Annotated in this window: 23 protein-coding genes; 22 read left to right on the forward strand and 1 reads right to left on the reverse strand. The window is 51.3% G+C overall.

All coding sequences use genetic code 11. The features are described 5' to 3' along the window. The first annotated feature begins 18 nt into the window (after window positions 1-18). The 9 genes from ABID47_RS05360 to ABID47_RS05400 all read left to right on the forward strand — a co-directional run bounded on the left by ABID47_RS05360 (window position 19) and on the right by ABID47_RS05400 (window position 12,747). Window positions 19-3,135 carry an ATP-binding protein gene (locus tag ABID47_RS05360; RefSeq protein ID WP_354495167.1) on the forward strand — a complete coding sequence of 1,039 codons (3,117 nt, stop codon included), beginning with the start codon at window positions 19-21 and terminating at the stop codon, window positions 3,133-3,135. Next, entirely contained in the window at window positions 3,135-3,785 is a 651-nt protein-coding gene (locus ABID47_RS05365) for a response regulator transcription factor (RefSeq protein WP_354495168.1), read from the forward strand. Before ABID47_RS05360 ends, ABID47_RS05365 begins: the two co-directional genes overlap by 1 nt. A gap of 218 nt (window positions 3,786-4,003) precedes the next feature. Further along, window positions 4,004-5,446, forward strand: coding sequence for a hypothetical protein (locus ABID47_RS05370; protein ID WP_354495169.1), 1,443 nt, complete (start codon window positions 4,004-4,006; stop codon window positions 5,444-5,446). 5 nt (window positions 5,447-5,451) lie between these two features. Further along, the gene (locus tag ABID47_RS05375; RefSeq protein ID WP_354495170.1) at window positions 5,452-6,897 is read left to right on the forward strand and encodes a hypothetical protein; all 1,446 of its coding nucleotides are present in this window, start codon (window positions 5,452-5,454) and stop codon (window positions 6,895-6,897) included. 58 nt (window positions 6,898-6,955) lie between these two features. Further along, entirely contained in the window at window positions 6,956-7,483 is a 528-nt protein-coding gene (locus ABID47_RS05380; protein ID WP_145945351.1) for a YEATS-associated helix-containing protein, read from the forward strand. A 438-nt stretch (window positions 7,484-7,921) separates the two neighbouring features. After that, on the forward strand, window positions 7,922-10,519 hold the full coding sequence (locus tag ABID47_RS05385) for a LuxR C-terminal-related transcriptional regulator (protein WP_354495171.1): 2,598 nt from the start codon (window positions 7,922-7,924) through the stop codon (window positions 10,517-10,519). A gap of 231 nt (window positions 10,520-10,750) precedes the next feature. Further along, a complete protein-coding gene (locus ABID47_RS05390; protein ID WP_354495172.1) occupies window positions 10,751-11,041 on the forward strand; it encodes a hypothetical protein in 291 nt (96 codons plus the stop codon). Window positions 11,042-11,105: 64 nt separating this feature from the next. Then, a complete protein-coding gene (locus ABID47_RS05395; protein WP_354495173.1) occupies window positions 11,106-11,798 on the forward strand; it encodes a hypothetical protein in 693 nt (230 codons plus the stop codon). After that, window positions 11,779-12,747: an NAD(P)-dependent alcohol dehydrogenase gene (locus ABID47_RS05400; RefSeq protein ID WP_354495174.1), complete on the forward strand. Its 969-nt coding sequence runs from the start codon at window positions 11,779-11,781 to the stop codon at window positions 12,745-12,747. The genes ABID47_RS05395 and ABID47_RS05400 overlap by 20 nt, the downstream gene beginning before the upstream one ends. 21 nt (window positions 12,748-12,768) lie before the next feature. Here the strand turns inward: ABID47_RS05400 and ABID47_RS05405 are convergent, their stop codons facing one another. After that, entirely contained in the window at window positions 12,769-13,608 is an 840-nt protein-coding gene (locus ABID47_RS05405; protein WP_354495175.1) for a helix-turn-helix transcriptional regulator, read from the reverse strand. 138 nt (window positions 13,609-13,746) lie between these two features. On the opposite strand from ABID47_RS05405, the gene ABID47_RS05410 reads away from it, so the two are divergent. From ABID47_RS05410 to ABID47_RS05470, 13 genes are all read left to right on the forward strand, one after another. Further along, window positions 13,747-15,765, forward strand: a complete 2,019-nt coding sequence (locus ABID47_RS05410; protein WP_354495176.1) for a beta-galactosidase — start codon at window positions 13,747-13,749, stop codon at window positions 15,763-15,765. Window positions 15,766-15,879: 114 nt separating this feature from the next. Beyond that, window positions 15,880-16,062: a DUF2524 domain-containing protein gene (locus ABID47_RS05415; RefSeq protein ID WP_354495177.1), complete on the forward strand. Its 183-nt coding sequence runs from the start codon at window positions 15,880-15,882 to the stop codon at window positions 16,060-16,062. A gap of 323 nt (window positions 16,063-16,385) precedes the next feature. Next, complete coding sequence (locus ABID47_RS05420) at window positions 16,386-17,882, forward strand: serine hydrolase domain-containing protein (RefSeq protein ID WP_354495178.1); 1,497 nt, start codon at window positions 16,386-16,388, stop codon at window positions 17,880-17,882. Window positions 17,883-17,954: 72 nt separating this feature from the next. Beyond that, window positions 17,955-18,305, forward strand: coding sequence for an MmcQ/YjbR family DNA-binding protein (locus tag ABID47_RS05425; protein ID WP_354495179.1), 351 nt, complete (start codon window positions 17,955-17,957; stop codon window positions 18,303-18,305). A gap of 130 nt (window positions 18,306-18,435) precedes the next feature. After that, on the forward strand, window positions 18,436-18,564 hold the full coding sequence (locus ABID47_RS05430; RefSeq protein WP_219845392.1) for a DUF6254 family protein: 129 nt from the start codon (window positions 18,436-18,438) through the stop codon (window positions 18,562-18,564). A gap of 255 nt (window positions 18,565-18,819) precedes the next feature. Further along, window positions 18,820-19,176, forward strand: a complete 357-nt coding sequence (locus ABID47_RS05435; protein ID WP_354495180.1) for a MarR family winged helix-turn-helix transcriptional regulator — start codon at window positions 18,820-18,822, stop codon at window positions 19,174-19,176. Between the two features lie 70 nt (window positions 19,177-19,246). Then, a complete protein-coding gene (locus ABID47_RS05440; protein WP_354495181.1) occupies window positions 19,247-20,065 on the forward strand; it encodes an SDR family oxidoreductase in 819 nt (272 codons plus the stop codon). A gap of 48 nt (window positions 20,066-20,113) precedes the next feature. Next, window positions 20,114-20,596, forward strand: coding sequence for an anthrone oxygenase family protein (locus tag ABID47_RS05445; RefSeq protein ID WP_354495182.1), 483 nt, complete (start codon window positions 20,114-20,116; stop codon window positions 20,594-20,596). 190 nt (window positions 20,597-20,786) lie between these two features. Beyond that, the gene (locus tag ABID47_RS05450; RefSeq protein WP_354495183.1) at window positions 20,787-21,269 is read left to right on the forward strand and encodes a MarR family winged helix-turn-helix transcriptional regulator; all 483 of its coding nucleotides are present in this window, start codon (window positions 20,787-20,789) and stop codon (window positions 21,267-21,269) included. Window positions 21,270-21,311: 42 nt separating this feature from the next. Beyond that, complete coding sequence (locus ABID47_RS05455) at window positions 21,312-22,247, forward strand: NADP-dependent oxidoreductase (protein WP_354495184.1); 936 nt, start codon at window positions 21,312-21,314, stop codon at window positions 22,245-22,247. Between the two features lie 271 nt (window positions 22,248-22,518). Continuing rightward, window positions 22,519-23,691: a cation:proton antiporter gene (locus ABID47_RS05460; protein ID WP_354495730.1), complete on the forward strand. Its 1,173-nt coding sequence runs from the start codon at window positions 22,519-22,521 to the stop codon at window positions 23,689-23,691. Window positions 23,692-23,804: 113 nt separating this feature from the next. Next, window positions 23,805-24,023, forward strand: coding sequence for a hypothetical protein (locus ABID47_RS05465; RefSeq protein WP_354495185.1), 219 nt, complete (start codon window positions 23,805-23,807; stop codon window positions 24,021-24,023). 56 nt (window positions 24,024-24,079) lie between these two features. Then, window positions 24,080-25,030 carry an ABC transporter permease gene (locus ABID47_RS05470; protein WP_354495186.1) on the forward strand — a complete coding sequence of 317 codons (951 nt, stop codon included), beginning with the start codon at window positions 24,080-24,082 and terminating at the stop codon, window positions 25,028-25,030. Window positions 25,031-25,042 lie beyond the last annotated feature (12 nt).

The following is a 25,042-nucleotide window of genomic DNA, read 5'->3' on the forward strand; positions in this document are numbered from 1 at the left end:
AGGGCTGCCGTTTTTGCTGTGCTGGTTTTCACTGCAGCCTGGAATCCGGCGGTAATCTCCGCTTCGTCTTCACTGACTGTGAAGAACGGCGAAATGCAGCTCTCCGGATGGGACTTTAGAAGCGACGGATCGATCGAACTGAACGGGACTTGGGAATTTTACTGGAAGCAGCTCCTCTGGCCGGATGATTTGCAGAGCACAACGTCACCAGAGGTCAGCGGATATGTGGAAGTCCCCGGCTACTGGACGAATCACAGGCTGAACGGATCACCGCTTCCGCCGGACGGCTATGCAACGTATCGTATGGTGATTCGCGGGCTTCACCCGTCGGACGATGTGGCCATTAAACTGCGGAATATGTATTCTTCTTACGCTTTGTGGGTGAATGACGAACTGGAGGCTTCATCCGGACAACCCGGAACGACGCCCGAAAACACATCTCCAAAGTATGGTGCCTCCATCGTCGTACCGGTTAAACCCAGCCCGGAAGGGAGCTTGACACTGCTGATCCAGGTGTCCAATTTCACTTATCCCAAGGGAGGAATCAACAATTCTCTCGAGCTGGGAGATGCCAAGCTGCTTCAGAAGGAGAGGTCAGGAGAGCTGGTTCAGGACAGCCTGGTCATCGGGGCGCTGCTTGTCATGGGAATCTACCATCTGTTCTTGTATGGATTCAGGCGAAAAGATGTGACCCCGCTGTATTTCGGGTTGTTCTGCATGTGCATCGTCTTTCGAACGATGCTGGTCGGTTCGAGATACATTCTGGAGATCCTTCCCGGTTTTTCGTGGGAATGGTTCGCCAAAGCCTCCTATTTAACGGTTTACGTGGGCGAATTTTTCTTGATCTCATTTATTTATTATTTGTTTCCTCAATATTTGTCGCGTTCCGTTCGACGCGTTACCCAAATGTTTACCCTCATCTTGACTTTGCTTGTGCTTACCACGGATATACGGATCTACGATTATTCGCTGCTGCCCTTTGAGATTTATTCGATCGGCCTCGTGCTGTACGCCATTTATGCTTCTTACCGGATCGCCCGTCAGCGCCAGGAAGGGTCTCTGCTGCTCATCCTCGGGTTTAGTTTGATCTTCGTGACCGCACTGAATGATACGCTGAACCGGAAAGGCATTCTCGATACCCCGGCACTGCTGCAATTTGGCGTACTTAGCTTTGTTTTTATGCAATCCCTGCTTATATCCAAAAAATTTTCCCGTGCCTTCTCCCAGGTCGAGAGCTTATCGGAGCGCTTGTTAACGCTGGATAAGCTGAAAGATGAATTTTTGGCCAAAACATCCCATGAACTCCGGACACCGCTGCACGGCATTATCGGACTGGCAGATTCGCTGATCGACGGAAGCTCCGGCAAACTCCCTCTGCCCGTGATCGAGCTGCTGCGGCTCATGAAAATCAGCGGGCAGCGGCTGGCCCATCTGGTGAACGACATCCTGGATTTCTCCAAGCTCAAACACCAGGAGATTACTTTGCACAAAGTGACGGTGGATTTGCGCCTTGCCGTCGACCTGACCCTTCAAGTCCTTAAGCCTCTGGCAGTAAACAAGGGACTCCATATGGAAAATAAGCTGCCGGACGATCTGTATGTAATAGCGGACGAGAACAGGCTTCAGCAAATATTGCATAACTTGATTGGCAATGCCATTGCTTATACAGAATCCGGAACCGTCGCGATCACGGGACGCAAGTCGCACGGTCAAGCCAAAATTCAGATTAAGGATTCGGGAATCGGCATTGCTGAGTCGGACTTGTCCCGCATTTTCGAATCGTTTGAGCAGGTCCATCCCATGAACGGTCCTCAGGAGGGCGGAACCGGTATTGGGCTGTCCATTACGAAGAAGCTGATTGAACTGCATGAAGGCGAGATTGAAGTGGTGTCCAAATTGGGCGAGGGCTCAACGTTCAGCTTTACGCTTCCGCTGGCGATGCCGCAAACACCACGGATACAGCCGAGAACGGCGCTCTCTTCACAGGACACCGTGGTGCAGGATCGGCATACGGATTGGAGCATGATCCGGACAACCGCGGAACCCGCGGAAGCCCAGACACATCTGCCTTCAGTGCTTATCGTCGATGACGACCCGATCAACGTCCAGGTGCTGCTGCAATTTCTCGGAGGGAAATATGCGCTTATGTCAACGGGAAGCGGGCAAGAAGCCGTGGAATGGATCAGGAACGGCTACAAGCCGGACATCGCTCTGCTGGATGTGATGATGCCGTTTGTCTCGGGGCTTCAGGTGGGCCAAGAGATACGCCGGCATTACAATTCCGGTGAGCTGCCGGTGATTTTCCTCAGCGCCAAGAGTCAAATGACCGACCTCGTTGCAGGCTTTGAGCATGGCGGCAACGATTATCTTGTGAAGCCGGTCGACAAACAGGAGCTGTTGGCAAGATTGGAATTGCATCTGCAGCTGGTCCGCTGGAACCAGACCCTGGAGCGCGAGGTTGAAGCAAGAACGATTGAGCTGGAGCATTCGCTTGAGGAGCGGGCTAGAGCGATGTCCGAAGTCTCGGTCCTCGCCGAGCGCAACCGGATTGCCGGCGAAATCCACGATCATGTGGGGCATATTCTTACGGCGAGCATCGTTCAGCTTCAAGCCGGTCTGAAAATGTTATCCACGAGCGCCCCTGAATCGGTCGACAAGTTGAATCTAGCATCAGAATTGGTTCGCAAAGGGCTCCATGAAATGAGGAAATCGGTACATATGCTGGGCGAGGAAGCAGCGGCCGCATCCTCGTTCCAGGATTCCCTGCTGCAGATCATAGAAGATTCGGAAAAATACGCTGAGGTGACACTGGAGCACATCATTGAAATCACGGATGGCCGTCTGGAGCCGGAAGCGGAAAAGCTGATCCGCCATGCACTGCAGGAAGGCATCACGAACGGCATCAGGCATGGCCGGTGTACGCATTTTCGGTTCGAGCTGGTGGAAGATGACGGCGCGGTCCGGTTCACACTGGAGAACAACGGCTTGCCATTTGCATCGGATCGGCTTGGTTTCGGTCTGACCATGATGCGGCAAACGATCCGCCGAAGGGGTGGAACCTTCCGGATCGGCACGAATGAAGGTGCAGGCTGCCTATTAGTGCTCACACTGCCAAGTAGAAGGGAGGATCAATGATGTCAAAACTAACGATACTTATCGCAGAAGATCAGACGCTTGTGCGGGAAGGCCTTGAGACCATCCTTAATCTGGAAACCGATATAGAGGTTGTAGCGACAACCGACAACGGCCAAACCGCCTATGAGCTTACTAAGAGCTTGAGGCCGCAGCTTGTGCTGATGGACATCGAAATGCCGGTGATGAACGGGATTACGGCGACCCGGCTGATTAAGGAGTCGAGCCCGGAGACGATTGTTCTGATTTTAACGACGTTTACCAATGAAGATTATATTATTGAGGGTCTTGCCAGCGGAGCGTCCGGCTACCTGCTCAAAGATTTTTCATCCGACAAACTGATTCACTCATTGAAAGAGGCGGTTCGGGGCGAGCTGATGCTGCCCTCCAAGCTGGCGGCCAAGTTTGCTGCCCGTATGCGCACAGCAGCAGCCCCCAGGCAGCCCGGAATCGATTATGGGCTGACCCCGAGGGAGCTTGAGATCGCCAGGCTGATTACGGCACATAAGAACAACCGGGAAATTGCCGATACGCTGTACATCACCGAAGGGACGGTGAAAAACTACATCAGCGTGATTTATGAGAAAATCGGGACGAATGACCGGACCAAGGCCATCCTGCTGCTGAAGCATGCCTTGGAGGCTGTAAACTAAATGAAAATGAACTTCTCAACAGCACCGTTTCCTCTTCAAAGGAAGCGGTGTTTTTTTTATTCCATAAGTATATCGGTGAACCAGGATCCCGTACAGTTACTTTCGTCATATCCCGGTCATATGACAAAATGTACACTTCAGTCACTTATCGACAGCAAGGAATGCCCGTTATGATGAAGGCGTTGAGAGCATAACCGAATCGAAGGAGGAATTTAAAAGTGACGACGGTGAACACCAATTTAAACGGAACGGACGCTGGTTCAATCTTTGATCCAAATACGACGGATCCGGATAAGCTGAAAATGCAGGCGGACGCGATGCTGTTCGTATCTGACCTGCAGGTCAACCAGGTGCTGAAGCAGCAGTGGACTTCGCTCTTGGCCAATATCAAATCGAAAATCGACGCGAATCCCCCGGCCGGCAGCGACAAAGAGACCGTATATAAAGAAAAAATCAAAATCATCAACAACTTTTTGGCGCAAAAAGGGTATGAAACCACTTCAGTGTATGTGCTTGAGCTAACCCGTACCGATTTTTACGAAGACCATTTGAAGGAAAGCGAACCGAATGCGGAGTCCGACCGTTTCGTCCAGGACATCCTGGCGAAGACCCCGCTTCTGGCCGGCTGGCAGGATACGATGCAAAAGGCAACGGATACCGATACGTCGGCGCCGGATCAGTTCCTGGCTCAGCACGGCTATAACTGTACCGCGAAGCAGGTCAACGCTTCTTTTAAGGCGATGCGGAATGTAGACATGAAGTTCTGGACAGGTATTTATGGCAATACGGTGATGACCACATCCGACGGCACAACGGATACGGGACCCGTAGTCATTATTTACGACAGCCTCGACGGGATCTCGATTGGCAGCGATATGCTGGATAAAGATTTGAATAAAGTCACTTACAAGGACGGCGTACTCAGCTGGACGAAGGATGACTTTACGGTGAATCATTCGGGTCAGCTGACATTCAGTCAGGTTACCCGGGCAGCCAAAGACGATAAAGATGCATACGTCGGCAATGAGTTTTTCGGTACGATTACGTATTCCAACAGCGACGGCACCGAAAAGAAGGAAAGCATATTTGGACGGATCGGCAAGCCGCCGGAAGGTTCTTCGGGCAGTCACGACGGAAATCGGAAATCGTGCCCTACTCCGCCATCCGTACAGCTGTCCGTCGTTGATAAAGCGATGAAATACCTCGGTTACTTTATGGCTGCGGTGTTCGTCGTGGATTTCATCGCCTCTGTGCCTAAGCGGTTTAAGGCCATATCGGAATTCGTAGAAAAAATCAAAAAGCCGAACGAACCGAATAAACCGGAAGTCGAGAAGAAGCTCGACAGCACCAAAGAGGAAATCAAGGAATCCAGTGATCCGAAAGCGCTCGAGGAGAACGGTTCGTTTGTGGACAATATCGACAATGTGCAGCCGGAAAATTTCAACAATGAGCAGGGACTCGACTTCATTAATAACGAGCAGCTGCCGCCGGCAAGCGATGTTCAGGCGATGGAGCAAGGCATTGAAAACATGAACGAAAACGGAGAAATCAATCAAAACGAGGAAAATGTTCAAGAGGATCCAAATCCGGTTGACGATAAATTTCAAGGCAATGAGGAAAACGAATTTGAGGGCTTAGCTGAGCTGTTTGGGGAGGCGTAATGGTGATGAACAATAATGCGGTGGCGCAGGACCAGGCACGTTTTTGGCAATTGTTCGTTCAAGCGATATCCGGGCATCTGCCGGGCAGCGATCCGAAAAATTTCATAGCGGCGGCCGGACGGGTGGACTCCCATCTGGGCAGCGAGACTGAAGTCGTCGCTCTGACGGACGCCTATAATGTAGGCAATACGATTCCTTCCTGGGGGTTAACGTGGAGCGGCGCGTTCAATAATAAGCTGTTCGAAATTTACCAGCAATGGGTCCGGGATATCGTCCCTGCCGGCAGTGGCGATTCGGGAAGCGGCGGCTCGTCTTCCGGCGGGGGATCGGCCGATCCGCTGGACACGCAAATCGAGGATCTCCGGTCAAAAATCGCGCTCCTCAGCAGCGACGTTTCCAAAATAAACCAAGGCATCTATTCGGACTGGCTGAACGAAGTTTGTGCGGAGCTCGATTCAACGGGAAAAGCATGCAGCGTGTATTTTACCAATCCGCCGGATCCGACCTGGGCTAACTTCCGTACCCAGCAAATGGGAACCGAAGATTATAAGGCAAAGGTAGAGTCGCTTCAAACGACATACGGCGCCCTGCTCGGCGGAATGACTGAACAGCTGAACGCCCTGCTGCTGAAAAAGTTCGGACCTGGCTACCAGGAGCTGGCCGATGCGACCGAAGCGGTCGCACTCGCCGATCCTTTCGAGCCTCATTCAGCGGATGAGCTGCAAAAAACGGCTCAGTTCCAAATGACGATCAAGGAGAACGATACGACAGCAAGTGTTCCCCGGTTTAAAACGAGCGAGCTTAAAGACGTCCGGGAATGGCTTATCAAGCAAAATGGCATCGCTACGAAGAACGGAGGTCCGCTGTTCGGAGAGCAGGCAAACGTGCAGATCGCATTAAATGATCAGCAGCAGACCGAAAGGGACAGCTCATGGAAATTCAGTGCCAACGTGGGCATCCCCATCGACTGGTTCTGGCTTGGCGGAAGCACCAATGATTCCGGATCCACACAGTTTAAAGAGGATTATTCTTACGATATTCTGATCACGTATCAAGATGTGATTACCGTGAATATCAACCCGGGGGATTGGTTCTTCGAAGGACTGCTGTCCACGTATAAGGATTACACCAACTGGCCGCAGGGCAGCGTGTTTGCAGGTAAACCGCTTTGGGGCGAATCCGGACTCATGAATATTGTCGTCAAGGGAGTCGTCCTTGGATACGCGCCTTACTTGAGATTCTCATCCAAAGACTGGACCAACACAACGACGCAAACCCAATGGTCCGCCAAAGCAACGTTTGGCATCGGCCCGTTCAATTTCGAGTCGGCGTCCGCTTCCGGTTCCGATTACAGCTCGATGACGACCCAGCTCCAGGACGGTTTCGAAGTTCGTGATACGAGCGGAATTCCGAAAATCATTGGTTTAATTGTGGATACCCCCAATGGATGATCCATCCACTCCGATACATGCTTCCTTAGCTTCATCCCCGATGCTGGATTCAGCCCCTATGGCCGTTCAGCAGCCGTCTTCCCAAGAGGCGGCTGCTCCCCAGCCAACGAAGGAGCCGCTATGGCTGATCAATGTCGATGCGGCGTTTAAGGTCGGCTGTCTTGTGGCATTGCTGCTGATCTTGTGGTATTTGGCACGCCTTGTCTTTTTTCAGGCGCTATCAGAAGGAGAGATTTATTTTCTGACCATGACGCTGTGCGGGTCCGTAGGAGGTGTAACCAGCTTCCTGCTGGTTAAAAACACGGATACCGACACCGGGATGCACTTTAGGGACAACAAGTCGTTTTACCTGCTGGTCACCGCGGTGTTCTGCGGAAATATTGCTTCCTTTTCCGTACCGCTGCTGCTGAATTTCATTCAATTGGAGAATGTGATCAGCACGCAGGTACCGCAAATATTTGTATTCATCGGGGTGTGCCTGATCGCAAGTACGTTTTCCGCACGGATCATAGGCAGCATTTCATCCCGGATCATTAAATTGAATGAACATTCAACGATTAATATCAATAATGATAAGCAAGGGTAAAGCGTTAAGGGATAGGAGAGTGCTGGCATGCTGCTGCGCTCTTCTTTTTTTGTCTGCCGTCAACAACACTGCGGATTCTAATCGGTTTTTAATCTTGTTCTTTTATAGTGCAGTGATACGAATGCTGGAAAGAATGCAGCGGTAAGCGGTCATCGTCATAGAAACATTCACTGAAGATGTAAAAGCAGCCGTCTATTCGTTTAAATTTTAGTGGTGGAAACATCCGATTAAAGATATCATGATGGATATAAATCATAGAATGGGGCTATCTCGGATGCGGATTGATATGAGCAAAAATGGGTTTAACGAGGGATTATATCCATGAATATTCCGGAACTTCCTGTATTATCTACTAAACTATACATCCCGCAGCCACGAACGAGGCTCGTCTCTAGGCCGCGTCTGATGGAGCGGCTGAAGGCGGGGATGGGGCGTAAGTTGACCTTAATTTCTGCTTCCGCCGGCTTTGGCAAAACGACACTGATCAGCGAATGGGCTGCCGGTTGTGAACGGCCTGTCGCTTGGGTGTCTTTAGACGAAAGGGATAAGGATAGCCTGCGTCTGCTTACGCTCCTAGTCGCTGCTTTGCAGACAATAGAGCAGCATTTCGGAGAAGCCGTAATGCGTGCAATCCACTCCCAACCGCCACCGGAAGCCGAATCGATGCTCACAATGCTGCTGAATGAAATTTCAACAATACCGTTTGAATTCGTCCTTGTGCTGGATGATTATCATGCTGTAGGAGACAGGCAGATCGATCATACCATCGCGTTCCTGGTCGAGCATTTACCGCCGCAAATGCACCTGGTGATCGCGACTCGGGAAAACCCGCAGCTTTCCCTCAGCCGGCTTCGCGCCGCTGGCCATTTAACCGAATTGCGCGACACCGACCTGCGCTTTACTTCAGGCGAAGCAGCCGAGTTCCTCAATCAGGTGATGGGGCTGCGTCTGTCAGCAGAGGATATTGACGCGCTGGATCATCGTACCGAGGGCTGGATCGCGGGGCTGCAGCTCGCGGCTCTATCGATGCAGGGACGTAATGACATTCCCGCTTTTATCCGTTCCTTCGCCGGAGACAACCGGTACATCGTCGACTATCTGGTCGAGGAGGTTCTTCAGCGTCAGCCGGCCGATGTCCGCAATTTCCTGCTTCAGACCTCGATTCTGGATCGGCTGCATGGCCCGCTGTGCGATGCCGTAACCGGCCAGAACGAAGGGGCAGCTCGGCTTCAATCGCTGGAGCAGGGCAGCTTCTTTATCGTGCCCCTGGATGACAGGCGGCAGTGGTATCGCTATCACCATCTCTTTGGTGAAGTGCTGTCCATACATTTAAGAACGGATCAGCCTGACCTCATTCCTGAACTGCATCGGCGTGCGAGTGAGTGGTACGGACGGCACGGCTCCAATGCTGAAGCAATAGGGCATGCGTTGGCCGCCGAAGACTTCCCGCGAGCGGCGGATCTGATCGAGCAGGCTTGGGCAGCCATGCGCAGGAGCAGGCAGGAGTCTGCAGTACTCGGGTGGATTCAGGCGTTGCCCAGGGAAATCATTCGTCATAGGCCCGTTCTCAGCGTTGAATATGCATGGGCGTTACTTGCCGTCGGCCAGGTCGAAGGGGCAGAGGAACGGCTGCGCGATGCCGAGCGGTGGCTGGAGAATTCCTCATTGGATAGGACGCCGGAAACTTCAGCAACCGATATGTGTTACGTAGACGAGGAGGAATTTCGCCGCCTTCCGGGCACCATTGCCGGATACCGCGCCGCTTATGCCCAGGCCATGGGGGATATACCCGCCGCCATTACATATTCGAAGAGGGTCCTTGAGCTCGTTCCGGCGGACGATCATCTTCGGCGCGGCGCGGCAGCCGCACTCCTTGGTCTTGCGGCCTGGACGAGCGGTGATCTTCAGGAGGCGTACCGGATATTCAATGAAGGAATGGCGAATGTCCGGCGGGCAGGGAACATCTCGGACGCGATCGGGGGCTCCATCGCTCTGGCTGATATAAACATAGCGTTGGGACGGCTTCGCCAGGCCATGGATATCTTTCAGAATGGATTACTGCTTGCTGCGGAGATGGGTACTCCTGAAATGCGGGGCACAGCGGACATGTACGTCGGAATGAGCGAGCTAAGCCGGGAGCAGGGGGACTTGGACGCCGCCATGCAGCATCTGCACAGAAGCCAGGAGTTGGGTGAGCAAATGGGACTGCCCCAATATCCATATCGCTGGCGGGTAGCTATGGCGCGTATTCGGCAATCGCAAGGAGACTTGGATGGCGCGCTTGAGCTGCTGCAAGAGGCTGAGCAGCGGTATGTCGGTGATTTTTTTCCAAACGTGCGTCCGGTGTCAGCCTTAAAAGCACGCGTGTGGCTGGCTCTGAATAGATGGAGCGAGGCTGCGGAGTGGGTACACGAACAGGGTCTCTCCACATCGGATGACCTGCACTATCTGCGCGAATTTGAGCACATAACCCTGGCCCGGGTACTTTTGCACCGGCATCCAAGTAACCTTGCACAGATTCAGGAAACGTTGGGATTCCTGGAACGCCTGTCCCAAGCAGCGGCAGACAGCGGAAGGACGGGGAGTCAGATCGAGATTTTGATCCTTCAAGCCCTTGCTCATCACAGCCAAGGTGACATGTCCTCCGCACTTGCGCCGCTGGAGCGTGCCCTGACTCTGGCAGAGCCGGAAAGGTACGTTCGGATTTTTGCAGACGAGGGCCAGCCGATGGCCGCTTTGCTGGAAGCAGCATGGAATGGAGGGATCTGTCCAAACTATGTGCGGCTTCTACTGCTATCCTTTGGCAAGGAGGGGAGCGGATCGGCTGCGAAAAAGGCAGTTGGAGAGCCGCTGAGCGAACGGGAGCGGGACGTGCTGCGTCTGCTCAAAACCGATTTGAGCGGGCCTGAAATCGCACGTGAGCTTCACGTCTCGCTGAATACGCTGCGAACTCATACCAAAAACATTTATGACAAGCTTGAGGTGAACAACCGTCGGGCAGCCGTAAGGCGCGCCGAAGAGCTTGATGACTTGTGACATCGCAATTTTCGTATAGCTCCGGACCTGGAAGAAGCAATAAGCCCAGGATCGGGGCTCTTTTTTATGCCAATTACTTCGAATGAATGTATGGTGACCATTTAAAATCACCACATCTGGTGATGCCGTCTCACCACATGATCTTGTATCTTCAATTTAGGAACGGAGCCGCACGATGAAAGGAGACTGACCACGACATGAAATGGAAAGGAAATTAAGGGAGGCGGTTGAATGAACGAGACACATGATATACGAGATAATCCAAATGAGCCTGAACGGTATGAGATTCGGTTTCAGGGATATCTCGGCGACCGGTGGGCTGACGGGTTCGAGGGACTTCGTCTCGATCAAGAGCCAGACGGAACATCCATTTTGACCGGACCTGTGGCCGATCAACCCGCCTTATACGGCTTGCTTAGAAGATTCCGCGATCTCAACCTACGGCTGATTTCAGTCATCCGGCTAGAACCACAGCAGGAATCACCATCAGAGATTAATAGGACACAAGAAGGCTGTCAGTAAATATACCGGAGTGAACAGAACTTGCTAATCGTCGACAAGAATAAAACAAAGAGGAGAAAACGATATGAACATTACAGCTTATAGCGTCATTCGTTGGAGCGGTTTATCCGCCATCTTGGCAGGCATTCTTTTTATCGTCATCCAGGCAATTCATCCGCCTGAACTTCTATCATCCGTTACCACAAAGGCCTGGGCCATCGTCCATTACATGACCCTCGCGATGTCTCTGCTCGGACTGCTCGGAATAACCGGAATTTATACAAGGCAAGTTCATGTAGCCGGGTGGACCGGATTGGCCGGTTTTCTCCTGTTTGGTCTCTTTTGGACAGCTACAACGGCTTTCACCTTCGTAGAAGCTTTTGTTTTACCAGTTATCGCTGCAGATGCACCGAGTTTCGTGGAGGGGTACTTAGGGATTTTTGCCGGATCATCAGCCGTGTCCAACCTTGGGCTCCTGCCCGGAGTAGCACCTGTAGGCGGTGGGCTGTATGTGCTCGGCGGTCTGCTGCTTGGCATAGCTACGTTCCGCGCCGGTATCCTCCCGCGCTGGACAGCTGTTCTGTTGGCTTGCGCCGCTGTGTCGACACTGGCTTCATCACTGCTTCCACACCCGCTGGATCGGGTATTGGCGGTTCCGATGGGAATCGCTCTCGCAGGTATGGGTTATGCGGTTTGGTCAGAACGGAGTCTTGAAGCAGCGCAGCGACAGGTCCGAAAACAACACGGGGGGAGAAAAAATGAGAGCCATCGTATATGAACAATACGGACCGCCACATGTGCTTCAGCTCAAGGAAGTGACCAAGCCGGCCCCTAAAGCCGGCGACATATTAATCAAGGTCTACGCTACAACCGCTGCAGCAGGAGATTGGCGATTACGCAGGGCGGACCCTTTTCTGGCAAGACTGTTCAACGGATTGTGGAGACCGAAGCGCATCCGGGTTCTCGGATTTGAATTGGCCGGTGTGGTCGAATCCACTGGATCCAGCGTTACCCGCTTCAAGCCAGGGGATGCCGTCTACGCAGCCTGTGGCAACAGCTTTGGTGCATATGCGGAATACAAATGCCTGCCCGAGGAGGGAAGCGTGGCGCTAAAGCCGGAGAATATGACGTTTGAAGAGGCGGCTGCCGTTCCGGTTGGCGCCCTCACAGCGCTCCAGTTTCTTAGAGCAGGGAAAATAAGAAGCGGCATGCGCGTACTCGTATATGGTGCTTCAGGCAGCGTCGGGACGTATGCCGTGCAGCTGGCAAAGCACTTTGGAGCGGAAGTCACCGGAGTATGCAGCGCTTCGAATGCAGAGCTGGTGACTTCAATCGGTGCCGATCGGGTTGTGGATTATACGAAACAGCAGCTGCCTAATGACGGCCCGCCTTACGATATTATTTTCGACACGGTGGGAAAAAGCCCCTTTAGTGCATGCGTCAAGCTTTTGGCACCCAACGGTGTCTACCTTCGGGCTTATCATGTGAACCCGGTGATCATCGTTCGCGGGCTGTGGGCCAGCTTGACGAGCAGCAAGAAGGTGATTGGCGGAAATATGAAGGAAAACGCGAAAGACTTGGCCTTTCTGAAGGATCGGATCGAAGCGGGTCAGCTCCGGGCGGTCATCGACCGTCGTTACCGGCTGGAGCAAGCCGCCGAGGCACATGCCTATGTTGAGCTAGGCCACAAGAAAGGCAACGTAGTTCTAACCGTCTGTGAGGATTGAGGCGCCCGTTAATAACGCACATCACTTGACGTGAACGCCCCGAAGTTCACGAAACTGCACTGGCGTCATGCCTTCGTTTTTGCGGAAACGCTGAATAAAGTACGTACTGCTGGTAAATCCGACCGTCTCCGCGACCTTTTTCACGGTCCAACCGGTTGAAATCAGCAGGGATTTGGATTGAAGAATACGGCATTCGTTCAAAAATTCGATCGGCGTTTTGCCGAACAAACTGTGAAACTGCCTGCTGAAATGGGAGGGACTGTACTCTGCCTGGCTCGCCATTTGCTCGAGCGTAAGGGGTTGATGGCTGTGAGTGCGAATCCACTGCGCCGTCTCCATCAGCTTGGTGCGCATCCCCGGCTGAGGACGTTCTTCCGAACCATCTACGTACATGATGAACTCGGCAAGCATCTCGTACAGCATCGCGGACAACCGTGCTTCGCCTTCCTGCAGCGGGTGAAGGCCGGTAGCCAGGAGATCCGACCACAGCCGATCAAGCCGGTCCGCGCCCTCCCACGAAAATACCCATGCCTCCCGTTCACCTCTCCCTTGAAGTAACGTACTAAGCCCAGGAGCCGTAAAATGAACCCACCGGATATCCCAAGGCTCGTCTTGATCGGCATAATACCGCTGGGGAACACCGGGGCCGCATAGAAAGCCGGTACCTTGGCCAAGTTCCAGTGTGGTTTCACCGACTTGAATGTATCCTTTTCCGCCGCGTACGATATGCCAGTTATAGGTGGAGAGTCCGTGCGTCCGGTTTTCACTGTGTGATGGCTCATCTGCATAATGTCCGAACGACTCGGGATAACAAATGAGGTTCGTGAAGCGCGGGCTCGGAATGAAGTAATTGATTCTCATATCTCAGCTTCCTTTTTAGCATAATTGTTATACTATAGTATCAAAATCTTACGATTCCAGCCTCATATGATTAATAATATAATGGGTTCAAGAAGATGTTATCAAGCAAAATAATGATACATATTGGAGGATATGCCTATGTATTTCGGCGTGGATTATTACCCTGAGCATTGGCCCGAAGAACGTTGGGCCGTCGATGCCCGAATGATGCGGGAAGCGAATATCAACATTGTCCGGCTGGCGGAATTCGCCTGGGCCAAACTGGAGCCGGAGGAAGGACGGTACGACTTTGCGTGGCTCGATCATGCCATTGAAGTGCTGGCCAAGGAAGGGATCAAAATCATTTTGGGAACACCGACGGCGGCGGCTCCCAAGTGGCTGATGGACAAATATCCGGATATGTACCCCGTCGATGTCCACGGCCTGACCAAAGGTTTTGGTACACGGAGGCACTATTGCGTTAATCATCCGGTGTATCGGAAGTATTCCGCAAGCATTGCTCGGGTCATGGCCGAGCATTACAAAGACAATGAGCACATCGTTGCTTGGCAGATCGATAACGAATTCGGCGGTCCGTGCTACTGCCAGAGCGATCTGCATGCCTTTCGGATCTGGCTCCGCGAAAAGTACGGCACCGTCGACAAGCTGAACGAAGAATGGGGAACCGTGTTCTGGAGCCATACTTACCGCAGCTGGGAAGAAATTATGCTTCCCACGTATGCCGCAAGCGACGGCTTCAGCCAGGGCGGTTCCGGCGGATTGATGTCCACCCCATATAACCATAATCCCGGCATGCAGCTCGATTACCGCCGATTCTATTCCGATTCGACGGCCGCCTATCAGCGGCTTCAAATCGAAGAGATTCGTGCATGCAGCTCCCTGCCGATCACCCATAACTTGATGGGTCATTTCAGCGAGATCGATTACTTCGATTTAGGCAAGGATCTTGACTTTATCTCTTGGGATAACTATCCGAATAATATGTGGGGCAAATCGTCGCCTCTGACCGTCGCCATGGCCCATGATCTGATGCGCGGCATCAAAAATCAAAACTACTGGATGATGGAACAGCAGAGCGGTCCGTGCGGCTGGCACTCGTTGGGTGATACGCCGGAGCCGGGACAACTGCGTTTATGGACCTATCAGGCGATCGCGCATGGAGCGGATGCCATGGTCTATTTCCGCTGGCGGGCCTGCACGGTCGGCATCGAACAGTATTGGCACGGCATCCTTGATCATGACGGCGTCGGCCGGAGAAGGTACCGGGAGATCACCGCGATCGGACATGAACTCAAAGAACTGTCACCCCTGTTCGTAGGGGCCGCCAACAACAATACCGTAGCCCTCATTAAAAGCTATGATCAAGTGTGGAGCCACCGCGCTCAGCCTCATAACCGGAATTTCAATTATGAAGCTCTGCTGGCAGGCTACTACGATGCAGTTGCCGGGCAGCATGTCGGCGTAGACGTGGTCAGCGTGGAGACTGACTTTACACCTTACAAGCTTGTTCTGATGCCGGCATTTAATTTGATGACGGAGGAGATCGCAGACAAATGTGAGTCATATGTGGCAGGCGGCGGTTCGCTGCTTATCACGTTCCGGTCGGGAACACGTACCTGGAATAACCGGATGACGACTTTGACCCTGCCGGGCTTGTTCCGGAGACTGGCAGGCGTTGAGCTGGAAGAATATGACTCGGTTAATTTCGGCCGGACCGTATCCGTGAGCGGAGAGTTCGGGGACGGTACCGCTTCCATGTGGTGCGATGTGCTTAAGCTGGAAGGGGCTGAGAGCCTCGCGGATTATGAGAGTCATTATTACAGCGGAACACCGGCAGTTACTGTTCACACCTATGGTAAAGGGAAGGTTTATTACGTCGGGTGCGACCTGGATGACCGGGCGATGGAGAGCTTGATGAAGCTGGTTCTGGAAAGGGAGGGCGCTGTCCCATCCTTGCCCCAAAAATATGATGGAGTCGAGGCAGTAGAAAGAGAAAAGGATGGCAAAAGCTACTTAATGCTGCTGAATCACCGCAGTGAATCCGTCGATGTAGAACTGGGGGGCACGTATATAGATGCCTTGAGCAAGCAAACCATTGAAGGCCGCATTCTTCTGGAACCATACGCCGTGCATGTGCTTTTAAACCAAGGTGGTTAGAGTGTGGTTCGTAAAGGAGCATAACCAATTTCTTCGCTGACCCCATTCTGAATAATTTCGGGTGAATCCTCCATAATAGGGAAGTACATCCAAGAGAAAATGGAGGAAAAGCATATGCTCGAAAACCTGGAAAGCAACTATGACTGCAGCAATGCCGGGGAGGATTTGCATCAGCCTAAGCAGGAGCTCGCCTCGCTCCGGGGCATGGGCAAGGAAGACCCCAAGACGCAGGAAGACATTAACCGCCTCGAGAATCAGATCGCATTTATTATGAACAAATGTGACATTAATCATTAGTTTGGCAGCAGCACTCCTAAACCCGGTATGTACCTATACCGAGTCGCAGGGTGCTTTTTTCATGGATTAAGCCTTCGGAAAATACATCGTTTGCTGCACCCGGCATTGCCGTGATTAAAGACGGTCGTTCCTATTAGGGATGATCGTCTTTTCGTATGAGGAAATGATTCCCTTACTAAAGTGTAAGGCATATGTAAGGCTTTCTCTATTCAAATCACTTTCAATCTAGCTTACATTAGCGAGGTGCGGCGGAAGGAAAATAAGTAAATCGCAATCGACTCATGAAGCCAGGCAGATGTCAATGAACTAGGGAGAGAACAAGAATGAACGCATTGAAATCATGGATCAAATTAGGCTTGTTATTAGTTGCAGCCGTTATGACTATCAGCAGTATCGCTCCAGGAATCGTGTGGGCGGAGTCCAACGATAAGATCCAGAAGATCGAACAGTATGTTAAAAACCAGCAAAGCATCAGTAAAATACCCGGAATCTCTTTGGTGATAGTCGAGAAAGGGGAGACGGTGTATCAAAAAGGCTTTGGATACGCGAACGTAAAGACGAAAACTCCCGTAACTTCCGATACGTTATTTGAAATCGGTTCGACGACCAAAGCTTTTACAGGTTTAGCGATTTTGCAGCTGGAGAAGCAAGGGCTGCTGCATCGGACGGATGATGTTCAAAAATACATTCCATGGTTAGAGCTGACCTATCACGGTGTGCCGCAAAAGATAACGATTAACCAGCTGCTGCATCATACCAGCGGCATCGCCTCCAATACGATCACCCGGATCCCTGAAAGCAAAGCGGACAACGCGCTTGAGCTGACGGTAAAAACATTGCAGGGCCAGACGCTGAACCGAAAGCCGGGAAGTTCCTTTAAATACGCAACGATCAATTACGACGTGCTGGGCCTAATTATCGAAGGGGTCTCGAACATGCCCTATGATCAGTACGTGAAGCAGCACATTTTAGATCGGATCGGCATGACTAGCTCGTTCGTGGGTGTACCGTCGACTCAACCAGACCATATGGCTTCCGGCTATAAAATCGGATGGATGAATCATAGGCCATTCACACCTCCGATTTATCGGGGCAACACCCCTGCGGGTTATATCGTCAGCAATGCGAATGATATCGCGAAATGGATCAAGCTCCAGCTAAAGAGCGCTCCCGAACAGGTCATCGATCCCAAACTGATTGAGGAGTCGCACAATCCGGACAAGTCGGTACATCCTTTTGACCAGAATACGTATTATGCCAACGGATGGGCTGTCATGAGCAAAAGCAAGGAAAAAGTTATTTTTCATGCCGGTGAGAATCCGTCATTTACGTCGTATTTTATTTTGCAGCCGGATCAACAGCTGGGTGTGGCGATTCTCGCCAACATGAACACGAGCTATACAACGGCAATTGGACAAGGCGTGATGGACTTGTGGGAGGGGCGGGCTCCGGCGATGAATCATACCGACAGCTATCAACTGCTGGATCGCATCGTGAGTATCCTCGAAATCGTCGTCATTTTATTCGGTGTATTATGGATTGCCTTGTCAGCCCGTATCGTCAGAAAGTTAGCCGTTAAACAACGCAGAAGAAGCCCTTTAACCGGAAAAAGAAAGCTGCTGCTGCTCATTCATATTGGTATGGTTGCTGCCGTTCTAATATTGATAAGCATGCTGCCGACCCTCCTGCTCGGAGGATTACCTTGGACATTCATTCAAGTATGGGCGCCGACGTCTATTCCTGTTTTTCTGTATAGCGTCGTCACGGCGTGCATCCTTTATTTTATCTACGGATTGCTTCTACTCTTCACAAAAAAATGAAAAACCAATAGAGCTGGATTATAATAAGTAATCATGTCGAAATGTAAAATAATCAAGCAGTGAGGGAAACCAATGACGATCGACGAAATCATTGAATACTGTCTGTCCTACCCGGCCTGTTATGAAGACCATCCGTTTGGAGCAGAATGGACCGTAATCCGCCATAAAGGGAACAAAAAGAGCTTTGCGCTGATTTTCAATCACAACGATCACTTGTGCGTCAATTTGAAATGCGAACCGAGCCGGGCCGATTTCTTGCGCAGTGTGTTCCAAGAAGTGACGCCGGCGTATCACATGAATAAGGAGCACTGGAATACGGTGATCCTGGATGGGGACCTCCAGGATGATGATATCCATGAGATGGTGAAGCACAGCTACGAATTGACGAAGCCCAAGATCCGATTGAGAAAGGCTAAACAATAGTGCGCTGCCTGAACGCCGTCAGGAGTTATTTCGGTATAGAGGCTGTTTCTTTTCACGAATGAACAAGGCCCTGGAATGACAACATAAGGAAGTGGTATACAACTCACTTTTCCAGAGGAGGATATCTGTCATGGCTCACCAGAAAAGAAGAAATGAAGCAGCCTGGAAGTCACGCAAGCAAGAACAGCATCCCCATGGCAAAATCAAATCGCTGAAGGAATTGTCCAGCGAATATGATGAGGAGCATACTGCGAAGTAGGGAAGAGGAGACTGACGGGCTGATGTCCGGCAGTCTTCCTTTTTGTCCACGATGGCAATAAGGCACTAACGTGCCATTGATCAAAATATGCAAGTCACTTCACATTTCCAGTCTTTACAAGTTGGAAAAAGTGTATTATATTTGTTTGTGCAAACATTAATTTGAACATGGAATCGAGGCAGCGACATGTTGGACACTTATTTTAAAGAATGCTTGTATTTCACAGCCAATCGCCTCAGCAGGATTATTACCAAGATGGCCGAAGATGAATTTGCACCAAGTGGACTAAACCCAACCTCTGCATTTCTGATGCTGAGGGTGCTGGAGAAGGACGGCATCTCGCAAAAAGAAATCGGCCAAAGCCTCCATCTTAAGCCTTCCACCATTACGCGGCTCATCGAGAGCCTTCAAGCCAAAGGACTTCTCAGCAGCCGCCAGGACGGCAGACTGTCCTTGATTTACGCAACAGACCGGGGAAGAGAGATGGAGAGTCAAATCCACGAATGTTGGCAAAAGCTGCGGCAGCGTTATAACACAATATTAGACAGCCAGGATGATGAACTCTCGCTTCAGCTGAACGAGGTAAGCAACCGCTTGGAAAGCGCCGAATGACATGAGCATTCGGTTTTTCAATCGCACAACATTTGCTTGTGCAACTAAATGAAATATTGGAGGAGATTGAATGAATCAGCCGGTTCTTATCGTAGGCAGTACGGGGAAAACAGGGCGTCGGGTATCAGAGAAGCTGCTGCAAAAGGGAATACCGGTCCGTTCCGGATCACGTTCCGCTGAGCAGCCCTTTGATTGGAGCGATTCGTCCACATGGGAGCCTGTACTGCAAGGGACAAGGGCAGCGTATATTACCTATTATCTGGACTTGGCCGTTCCGGGTGCTGCTCAAGCCATCGGTTCGTTCGCGAGATTGGCCGTAGAAACCGGCGTGCGCCGATTAGTTCTTTTGTCCGGCCGAGGTGAGGAGGAAGCTCAGCGGAGCGAACTTGCACTGCAGAACTCCGGCGCGGACTGGACGATCCTCCGCTGCAGCTGGTTTTGCCAGAATTTCAGCGAGAGCTTCCTGTATGACATGGTACAAGCGGGAGTGGTAGCACTGCCGGCAGGAAGCGTGAGAGAACCGTTCATTGATGCAGACGATATTGCAGATGCAGTCGTCTCGGCTTTGACCGATGACCGGCATATCGGGCAGCGGTATGAATTGACGGGTCCGCAGGCGATTACTTTTGCGGAAGCTACGTCCTTGATCGCTCAAGCCTGTCAGCGGAATATTCGGTATGTCGAGCTTACTTCCGAACAATTCCTATCCATGCTAACACAACAACAAGTACCTGATGAGTATGTAACACTGCTGTCTTATTTGTTCTCCACCGTGCTGGATGGCCGAAACGAGATTCCGGCGAATGGAGTGGAGCAAATTTTAGGAAGGAAGCCAAGGGATTTCTTCGACTTTGCACGGCAGGCGGCTACTGAAGGAGCTTGGGTTTAAAACAATAATTTAGCAAAGCGGTTCATCAAATCATAGGAGGAAATAACTGTGGTGAATTTTTTATATTATCTGACCTTCGCATCTACGTTAGGATCCGGATTGCTGGCCGGCGTATTTTTCACCTTTTCGGCATTCGTGATGACGTCGCTTTCCCGCCTTTCTGCAGAGCAGGGCATATCTGCCATGCAGTCGATCAATTCGACGATACTGCAATCGTTGTTTATGCTCGTTTTTATGGGGACCACCATCCTAAGCGTTGTTTTGGGCATTGTTTCTCTCTTCAAATCGGGCACCCATAGCGGGGTCTATGTAATCGTTGGCAGCTTGTTTATTTTTGTCGGAGTGTTTCTGGTTACGGCCATCTTCAATGTTCCGCTTAATAATTCTCTAGCAGCTGTAAGTCCGGGGGCTGCCGAGGGAGCGCAAGTATGGAGCGAGTATATTGCCGGCTGGGTACCCTGGAATCATGTAAGAACGATTTCCTCCATCGCAGCGCTGATTTCCTTTATGATTGCTATCCGTAAATGGTAATCATGCTACATCAATGCCTGATAACCACTGATCCTGGATCAGTGGTTTTTGCCTATTTCTCATACAAATATGTTGCCGACCACATTTATGTGTTGCCGACCACCTATTTGTGTGTTATAGTTGCACTGTTACCAAATATGTTGACGACCACATATTAAGAACAGACCTTACAGAAAGTGAGGATCATTAGATGGAAGAGAATAACAAGCATCATGTTGAAGTTCCCGGAGATGAAGTCAGCGCGGTGAGGGAGTTTCCCGTAAGTTTCTCGATATTCAGCATGGCGCGCTCACACCGCGGGCTTGCGGCCCAACTGCTGCGGGAAGCAGGCTTGTACCCTGGCCAGGAAATCGTACTGATGCAATTGTGGCACCAGGACCACCGTTCGCAGAACAGCTTGTGCCGGTCGACTCGTTTGGACCACTCCACGATCGCTAAATCGGTTCGTCGTTTGGAAGACGCCGGACTGGTTATAAGCAGCCGCTCCGAAGAAGATAAGAGAGTCACTATCGTATCGCTCACTCAGGCAGGACGTGATATTGAACGCAGGGTGAATGACGCGTGGAGTAAGGTGGAAGCCTTGACGACCGAAGCACTCACAGCAGACGAACAAATGATATTTGTGACCTTGGCACGCAAAATAGCTGCTTCTTTGGAGGCGGCAGAGGAATAAGTGAAAACAAAAATCTATCAAAAAATTTAAGGAGATGTTCATATGTCTAAAATGATGCAAGCAGCTCAAATCCATGAATATGGCGGCCCGGATATGTTGAAAATGGGAGAAGTGGAGGTTCCTCAACCGAATACGGGCGAAGTGCTTGTCCGCATCGTATACGCTGCCGTAATTCCGCTGGACTTTAAACTTCGTAACGGTTGGGTTCAGGATGTATTCCCAGTTACATTCCCTTACATCCCGGGTTTCTATGCTTCCGGGCACATCGAAGCGGTAGGCCCCGATGTTACGGCGTTCAAGCCGGGTGATCGCGTATTCGGAAATGTAAAGGGTGGCTATGCCGAATATGCTGTTGCGTCGGCCAACGAATTGGTCCACATGCCGGCTTCATTATCCTTTGAAGATGCGGCAACGATCAAGGCTGGAGCGGAAGCGGCTTGGAAAGCATTGTTTACGGAAGGTGAGCTGGAGCCCGGCCAAACGGTTCTGATTCATGCAGCAGCAGGAGGCGTGGGACAGTTCGCCGTTCAGCTGGCCAAGTGGAAGGGAGCCACTGTGATCGGTACGGCTTCCACAGCCAATCTTGATTTTGTAAAATCCTTGGGCGCGGATCACGTCATCGATTACACAACAACCCGGTTCGAGGAGGTTGTTCCCCGTGTAGATCTCATCGTAGATTCCGTTGGCGGGGATACGGAAAACCGATCCTGGTCTGTGCTCAAACGCGGCGGAATATTGGTTTCACTCACCCAGCCACCATCCGCAGAAGCAGCTAAAGAGCATGGCGTCACTGCTAAGTTCAACACCAAATTTCCAACCCCAGAAGATTCGGTAACGATTGCAGGACTGATTGCTGACGGGACACTTAAAACGTCAATCGATGCCAGTTTTCCGCTGAATCAAGCTAAGAACGCTCTGGAGAAAAGCGAGACCAGACATGGGCGCGGCAGAATTTTACTCCATGTAAGCTCAAGTTAAAATCAGACCATTCCATTTGTAATGATTTATTTAAACTAGTAAGACGGTAGTTTTATTGATTGGCTGTGAAATTGCATAAAAGTATTTAATCATGTATAATATAAGAAATTCATACATCGGAACACCGGAGGAGCCTGTCACGACAGGCTCTTTCTGCGTTCTTGTAGGAGAGCCCTGTCGTTGACGGGCTCTTTTTGTGCCTTTTTCCGGATATGGATGGTGGAGTTCAAGGCTGGTCACAATATTCATACTCGAAGGAGGCGCTTAAATGTTGGAAATTTTGCTGTACCTGGCTATTATTTTGCTCGCTACCAAACTGCTTGGGGACTTGTTCGTCAGGCTCGGTCAGCCTGCTGTTCTGGGAAAGCTGCTTGCTGGCATTCTTGTCGGTCCTGCTGTGCTTGGCTGGATTCATCCGAATGAATTTATATCCATCTTCTCAGAGATCGGCGTCCTGCTGCTGATGTTTATAGCGGGTCTGGAAACCGATTTGGAACAGCTGCGAAAAAATTGGAAGTCGGCGTTCGCCGTAGCGGTTGGAGGCATTATACTGCCGTTTATCGGCGGCTATGGAGCCGCATCTGTCTTTGGCCTGAGCAATAACCAGGGACTTTTCCTGGGCTTGCTGCTTTGTGCCACTTCGGTTAGCATATCCGTTCAGACTTTGAAAGAAATGGACCGGCTGAACACAAAGGAAGGCACGACGATCTTGGGTGCAGCGGTTGTGGATGATGTCATCGTCGTCGTCCTGCTGGCTGTGATGATGAGCTTGCTTGGCACCGGTCACGACATCTCCCTTGGCCTGCTCATCGGCAAAAAGCTGCTGTTTTTTGTCGTTGCCATCGTTGTCGGTTGGCTGGTGGTACCTTGGTTCTTGAAGTTTTTTGCACCTCTGCGCGTAACAGAAGCCATCATCAGCGGAGCGCTTATCGTGTGCTTTACCTTATCGTATTTTGCCGATCTGATGGGTGTAGCCGCCATTATTGGCGCTTTTGCGGCGGGCATTGCCGTTTCTCGGACCCCGTTCAAGCATGACGTCGAGGACCGCTTGGAGCCGGTGGCTTATTCCATCTTCGTCCCCGTATTTTTTGTCAGCATCGGTCTCAACATTACGTTTGAAGGTGCTGCTAACCAGCTGCTCTTCATGGGTGTAATTACGATTGTTGCGATTCTGACCAAACTGCTCGGAGGCGGGCTGGGCGCCAAGCTTACCGGGTTTAACGGCCGCTCATCGCTCGCGATCGGGTCGGGAATGATTTCTCGCGGTGAGGTAGCTCTCATTATAGCGGCAACGGGTTTGGAGTCCGGACTGCTGCTGCAGAAATACTTCACCTCCGTAGTTATTGTCGTGATTTTGACGACGCTTGTCACGCCGCCTTTGTTGAAGATGTTATTTTCGGGCGAAAAAAAGAGAGGAAACCAAGCGTCAAAGGAGAATGGGTAAATGGAACCTGCAGCGGATGGTAGATAGCTTTGGAGATCCCCTAAGGAACTTGATCAGGCTAATAAAATTGGTCAAAAAAACGATCCCCGCTTGTTAAGCGGGGATCGTTGCGGTTGGAATCAGGAATCAATGTCAGATTTCCGACTTTTCCCCGGTATTATCATCCTTCGCTCCGGTTTTCCACGTTCAAGGAAGGCGGTATTCTTAAACATGTAAGCACTTCCATTCTGGAAGGCAGCGGCGGAACAGAAATCGGTGTTCATCCTGCTGACCGCCGTTCCTACTACGAAATGGATTGGTGCAACCGGTTATCCCGTAAGTGGCAGGTGTAGTGCCGCAGAGGTAAATGCGGATTGTCCGGGATAGGAAGTAGGATGGAGGAGGGACGATGGAAATCGTTACTGCGGGAATTCCCGCGAGAACGGAGAAGCCGCGAAGGCGGCTGCTAATGAAGATATGGAAATACAAATGGCTGTACGCCTTGCTGCTGCCGGCACTGGCCTGGGTCATTGTGTTCGATTACTTGCCTTTGTATGGCATCAGCATCGCGTTTATGGACTACAACGTCATCCAAGGATTCGGGGCCAGTAAGTGGGTGGGTTTCGCACATTTCCGGGAGTTGTTTGCGTCGGAGATGTTCCTGAACGCTTTTCGCAACACACTGCTCATCAGCCTGTACAAGATGATCAGCGGATTTATCTGTCCCATTTTGTTAGCGCTGTCGCTAAACGAAATTCGGACCAAATGGTTCAAGAAGACACTGCAGACGGCCGTTTATCTGCCGCGTTTCGTGTCCTGGGTTGTCTACGGCGGCATCATTACGCTGCTGCTTTCGCCGGAGACCGGCGTGATTAACAAAATCGTCGAATGGTTTGGTGGCAAACCCGTATATCTGCTCGTCGAGCCTGCGTATTTCCGGATCATTCTCGTCGTCACCGATGCCATGAAAGAAATGGGCTGGGCAGCGATCATTTATTTGGCCGCCATCGCCGGGCTGAATCCCGAAGTGTACGAAGCCGCGGTGATGGACGGAGCGACGAGGTTCCAACGCATCATCCACATCACGCTCCCGGGCATATCGAGCACGATTATCGTCATTTTCATCCTAAGGGTCGGCTATCTGATGAGTGCCGGCTTGGACCAGGTGCTCAACCTGTACAACCCGATGGTGTTCGAGGTTGGCGACATTCTCGACACCTACATCTATCGGGTAGGCATCGAGCAGTTCAGCCTCAGTCTCGCGGCGGCGGCAGACGTCATCAAGGGAATCATCGGCTTCGTCATGGTGCTGATCGCCAATCAGATCGCGAAGCGAATCAATGATTCCGGCATTTTCTGACAAAGGAGAATC

This window comes from Paenibacillus favisporus (assembly GCF_040545415.1).
GTDB classification, from domain to species: Bacteria; Bacillota; Bacilli; order Paenibacillales; family Paenibacillaceae; genus Paenibacillus_AQ; species Paenibacillus_AQ favisporus.

What these genes read in the sequence shown, in the direction of transcription:
- ABID47_RS05365 (WP_354495168.1), top strand. Translation starts at nt 3,135, where the DNA reads ATGTCAAAACTAACGATACTTATCGCAGAAGATCAGACGCTTGTGCGG.
- ABID47_RS05375 (WP_354495170.1), top strand. Translation starts at nt 5,452, where the DNA reads ATGAACAATAATGCGGTGGCGCAGGACCAGGCACGTTTTTGGCAATTG.
- ABID47_RS05380 (WP_145945351.1), top strand. Translation starts at nt 6,956, where the DNA reads ATGGCCGTTCAGCAGCCGTCTTCCCAAGAGGCGGCTGCTCCCCAGCCA.
- ABID47_RS05390 (WP_354495172.1), top strand. Translation starts at nt 10,751, where the DNA reads ATGAACGAGACACATGATATACGAGATAATCCAAATGAGCCTGAACGG.
- ABID47_RS05395 (WP_354495173.1), top strand. Translation starts at nt 11,106, where the DNA reads ATGAACATTACAGCTTATAGCGTCATTCGTTGGAGCGGTTTATCCGCC.
- ABID47_RS05400 (WP_354495174.1), top strand. Translation starts at nt 11,779, where the DNA reads ATGAGAGCCATCGTATATGAACAATACGGACCGCCACATGTGCTTCAG.
- ABID47_RS05405 (WP_354495175.1), bottom strand. Translation starts at nt 13,608, where the DNA reads ATGAGAATCAATTACTTCATTCCGAGCCCGCGCTTCACGAACCTCATT.
- ABID47_RS05410 (WP_354495176.1), top strand. Translation starts at nt 13,747, where the DNA reads ATGTATTTCGGCGTGGATTATTACCCTGAGCATTGGCCCGAAGAACGT.
- ABID47_RS05415 (WP_354495177.1), top strand. Translation starts at nt 15,880, where the DNA reads ATGCTCGAAAACCTGGAAAGCAACTATGACTGCAGCAATGCCGGGGAG.
- ABID47_RS05420 (WP_354495178.1), top strand. Translation starts at nt 16,386, where the DNA reads ATGAACGCATTGAAATCATGGATCAAATTAGGCTTGTTATTAGTTGCA.
- ABID47_RS05425 (WP_354495179.1), top strand. Translation starts at nt 17,955, where the DNA reads ATGACGATCGACGAAATCATTGAATACTGTCTGTCCTACCCGGCCTGT.
- ABID47_RS05430 (WP_219845392.1), top strand. Translation starts at nt 18,436, where the DNA reads ATGGCTCACCAGAAAAGAAGAAATGAAGCAGCCTGGAAGTCACGCAAG.
- ABID47_RS05435 (WP_354495180.1), top strand. Translation starts at nt 18,820, where the DNA reads ATGGCCGAAGATGAATTTGCACCAAGTGGACTAAACCCAACCTCTGCA.
- ABID47_RS05440 (WP_354495181.1), top strand. Translation starts at nt 19,247, where the DNA reads ATGAATCAGCCGGTTCTTATCGTAGGCAGTACGGGGAAAACAGGGCGT.
- ABID47_RS05450 (WP_354495183.1), top strand. Translation starts at nt 20,787, where the DNA reads ATGGAAGAGAATAACAAGCATCATGTTGAAGTTCCCGGAGATGAAGTC.
- ABID47_RS05455 (WP_354495184.1), top strand. Translation starts at nt 21,312, where the DNA reads ATGTCTAAAATGATGCAAGCAGCTCAAATCCATGAATATGGCGGCCCG.
- ABID47_RS05470 (WP_354495186.1), top strand. Translation starts at nt 24,080, where the DNA reads ATGGAAATCGTTACTGCGGGAATTCCCGCGAGAACGGAGAAGCCGCGA.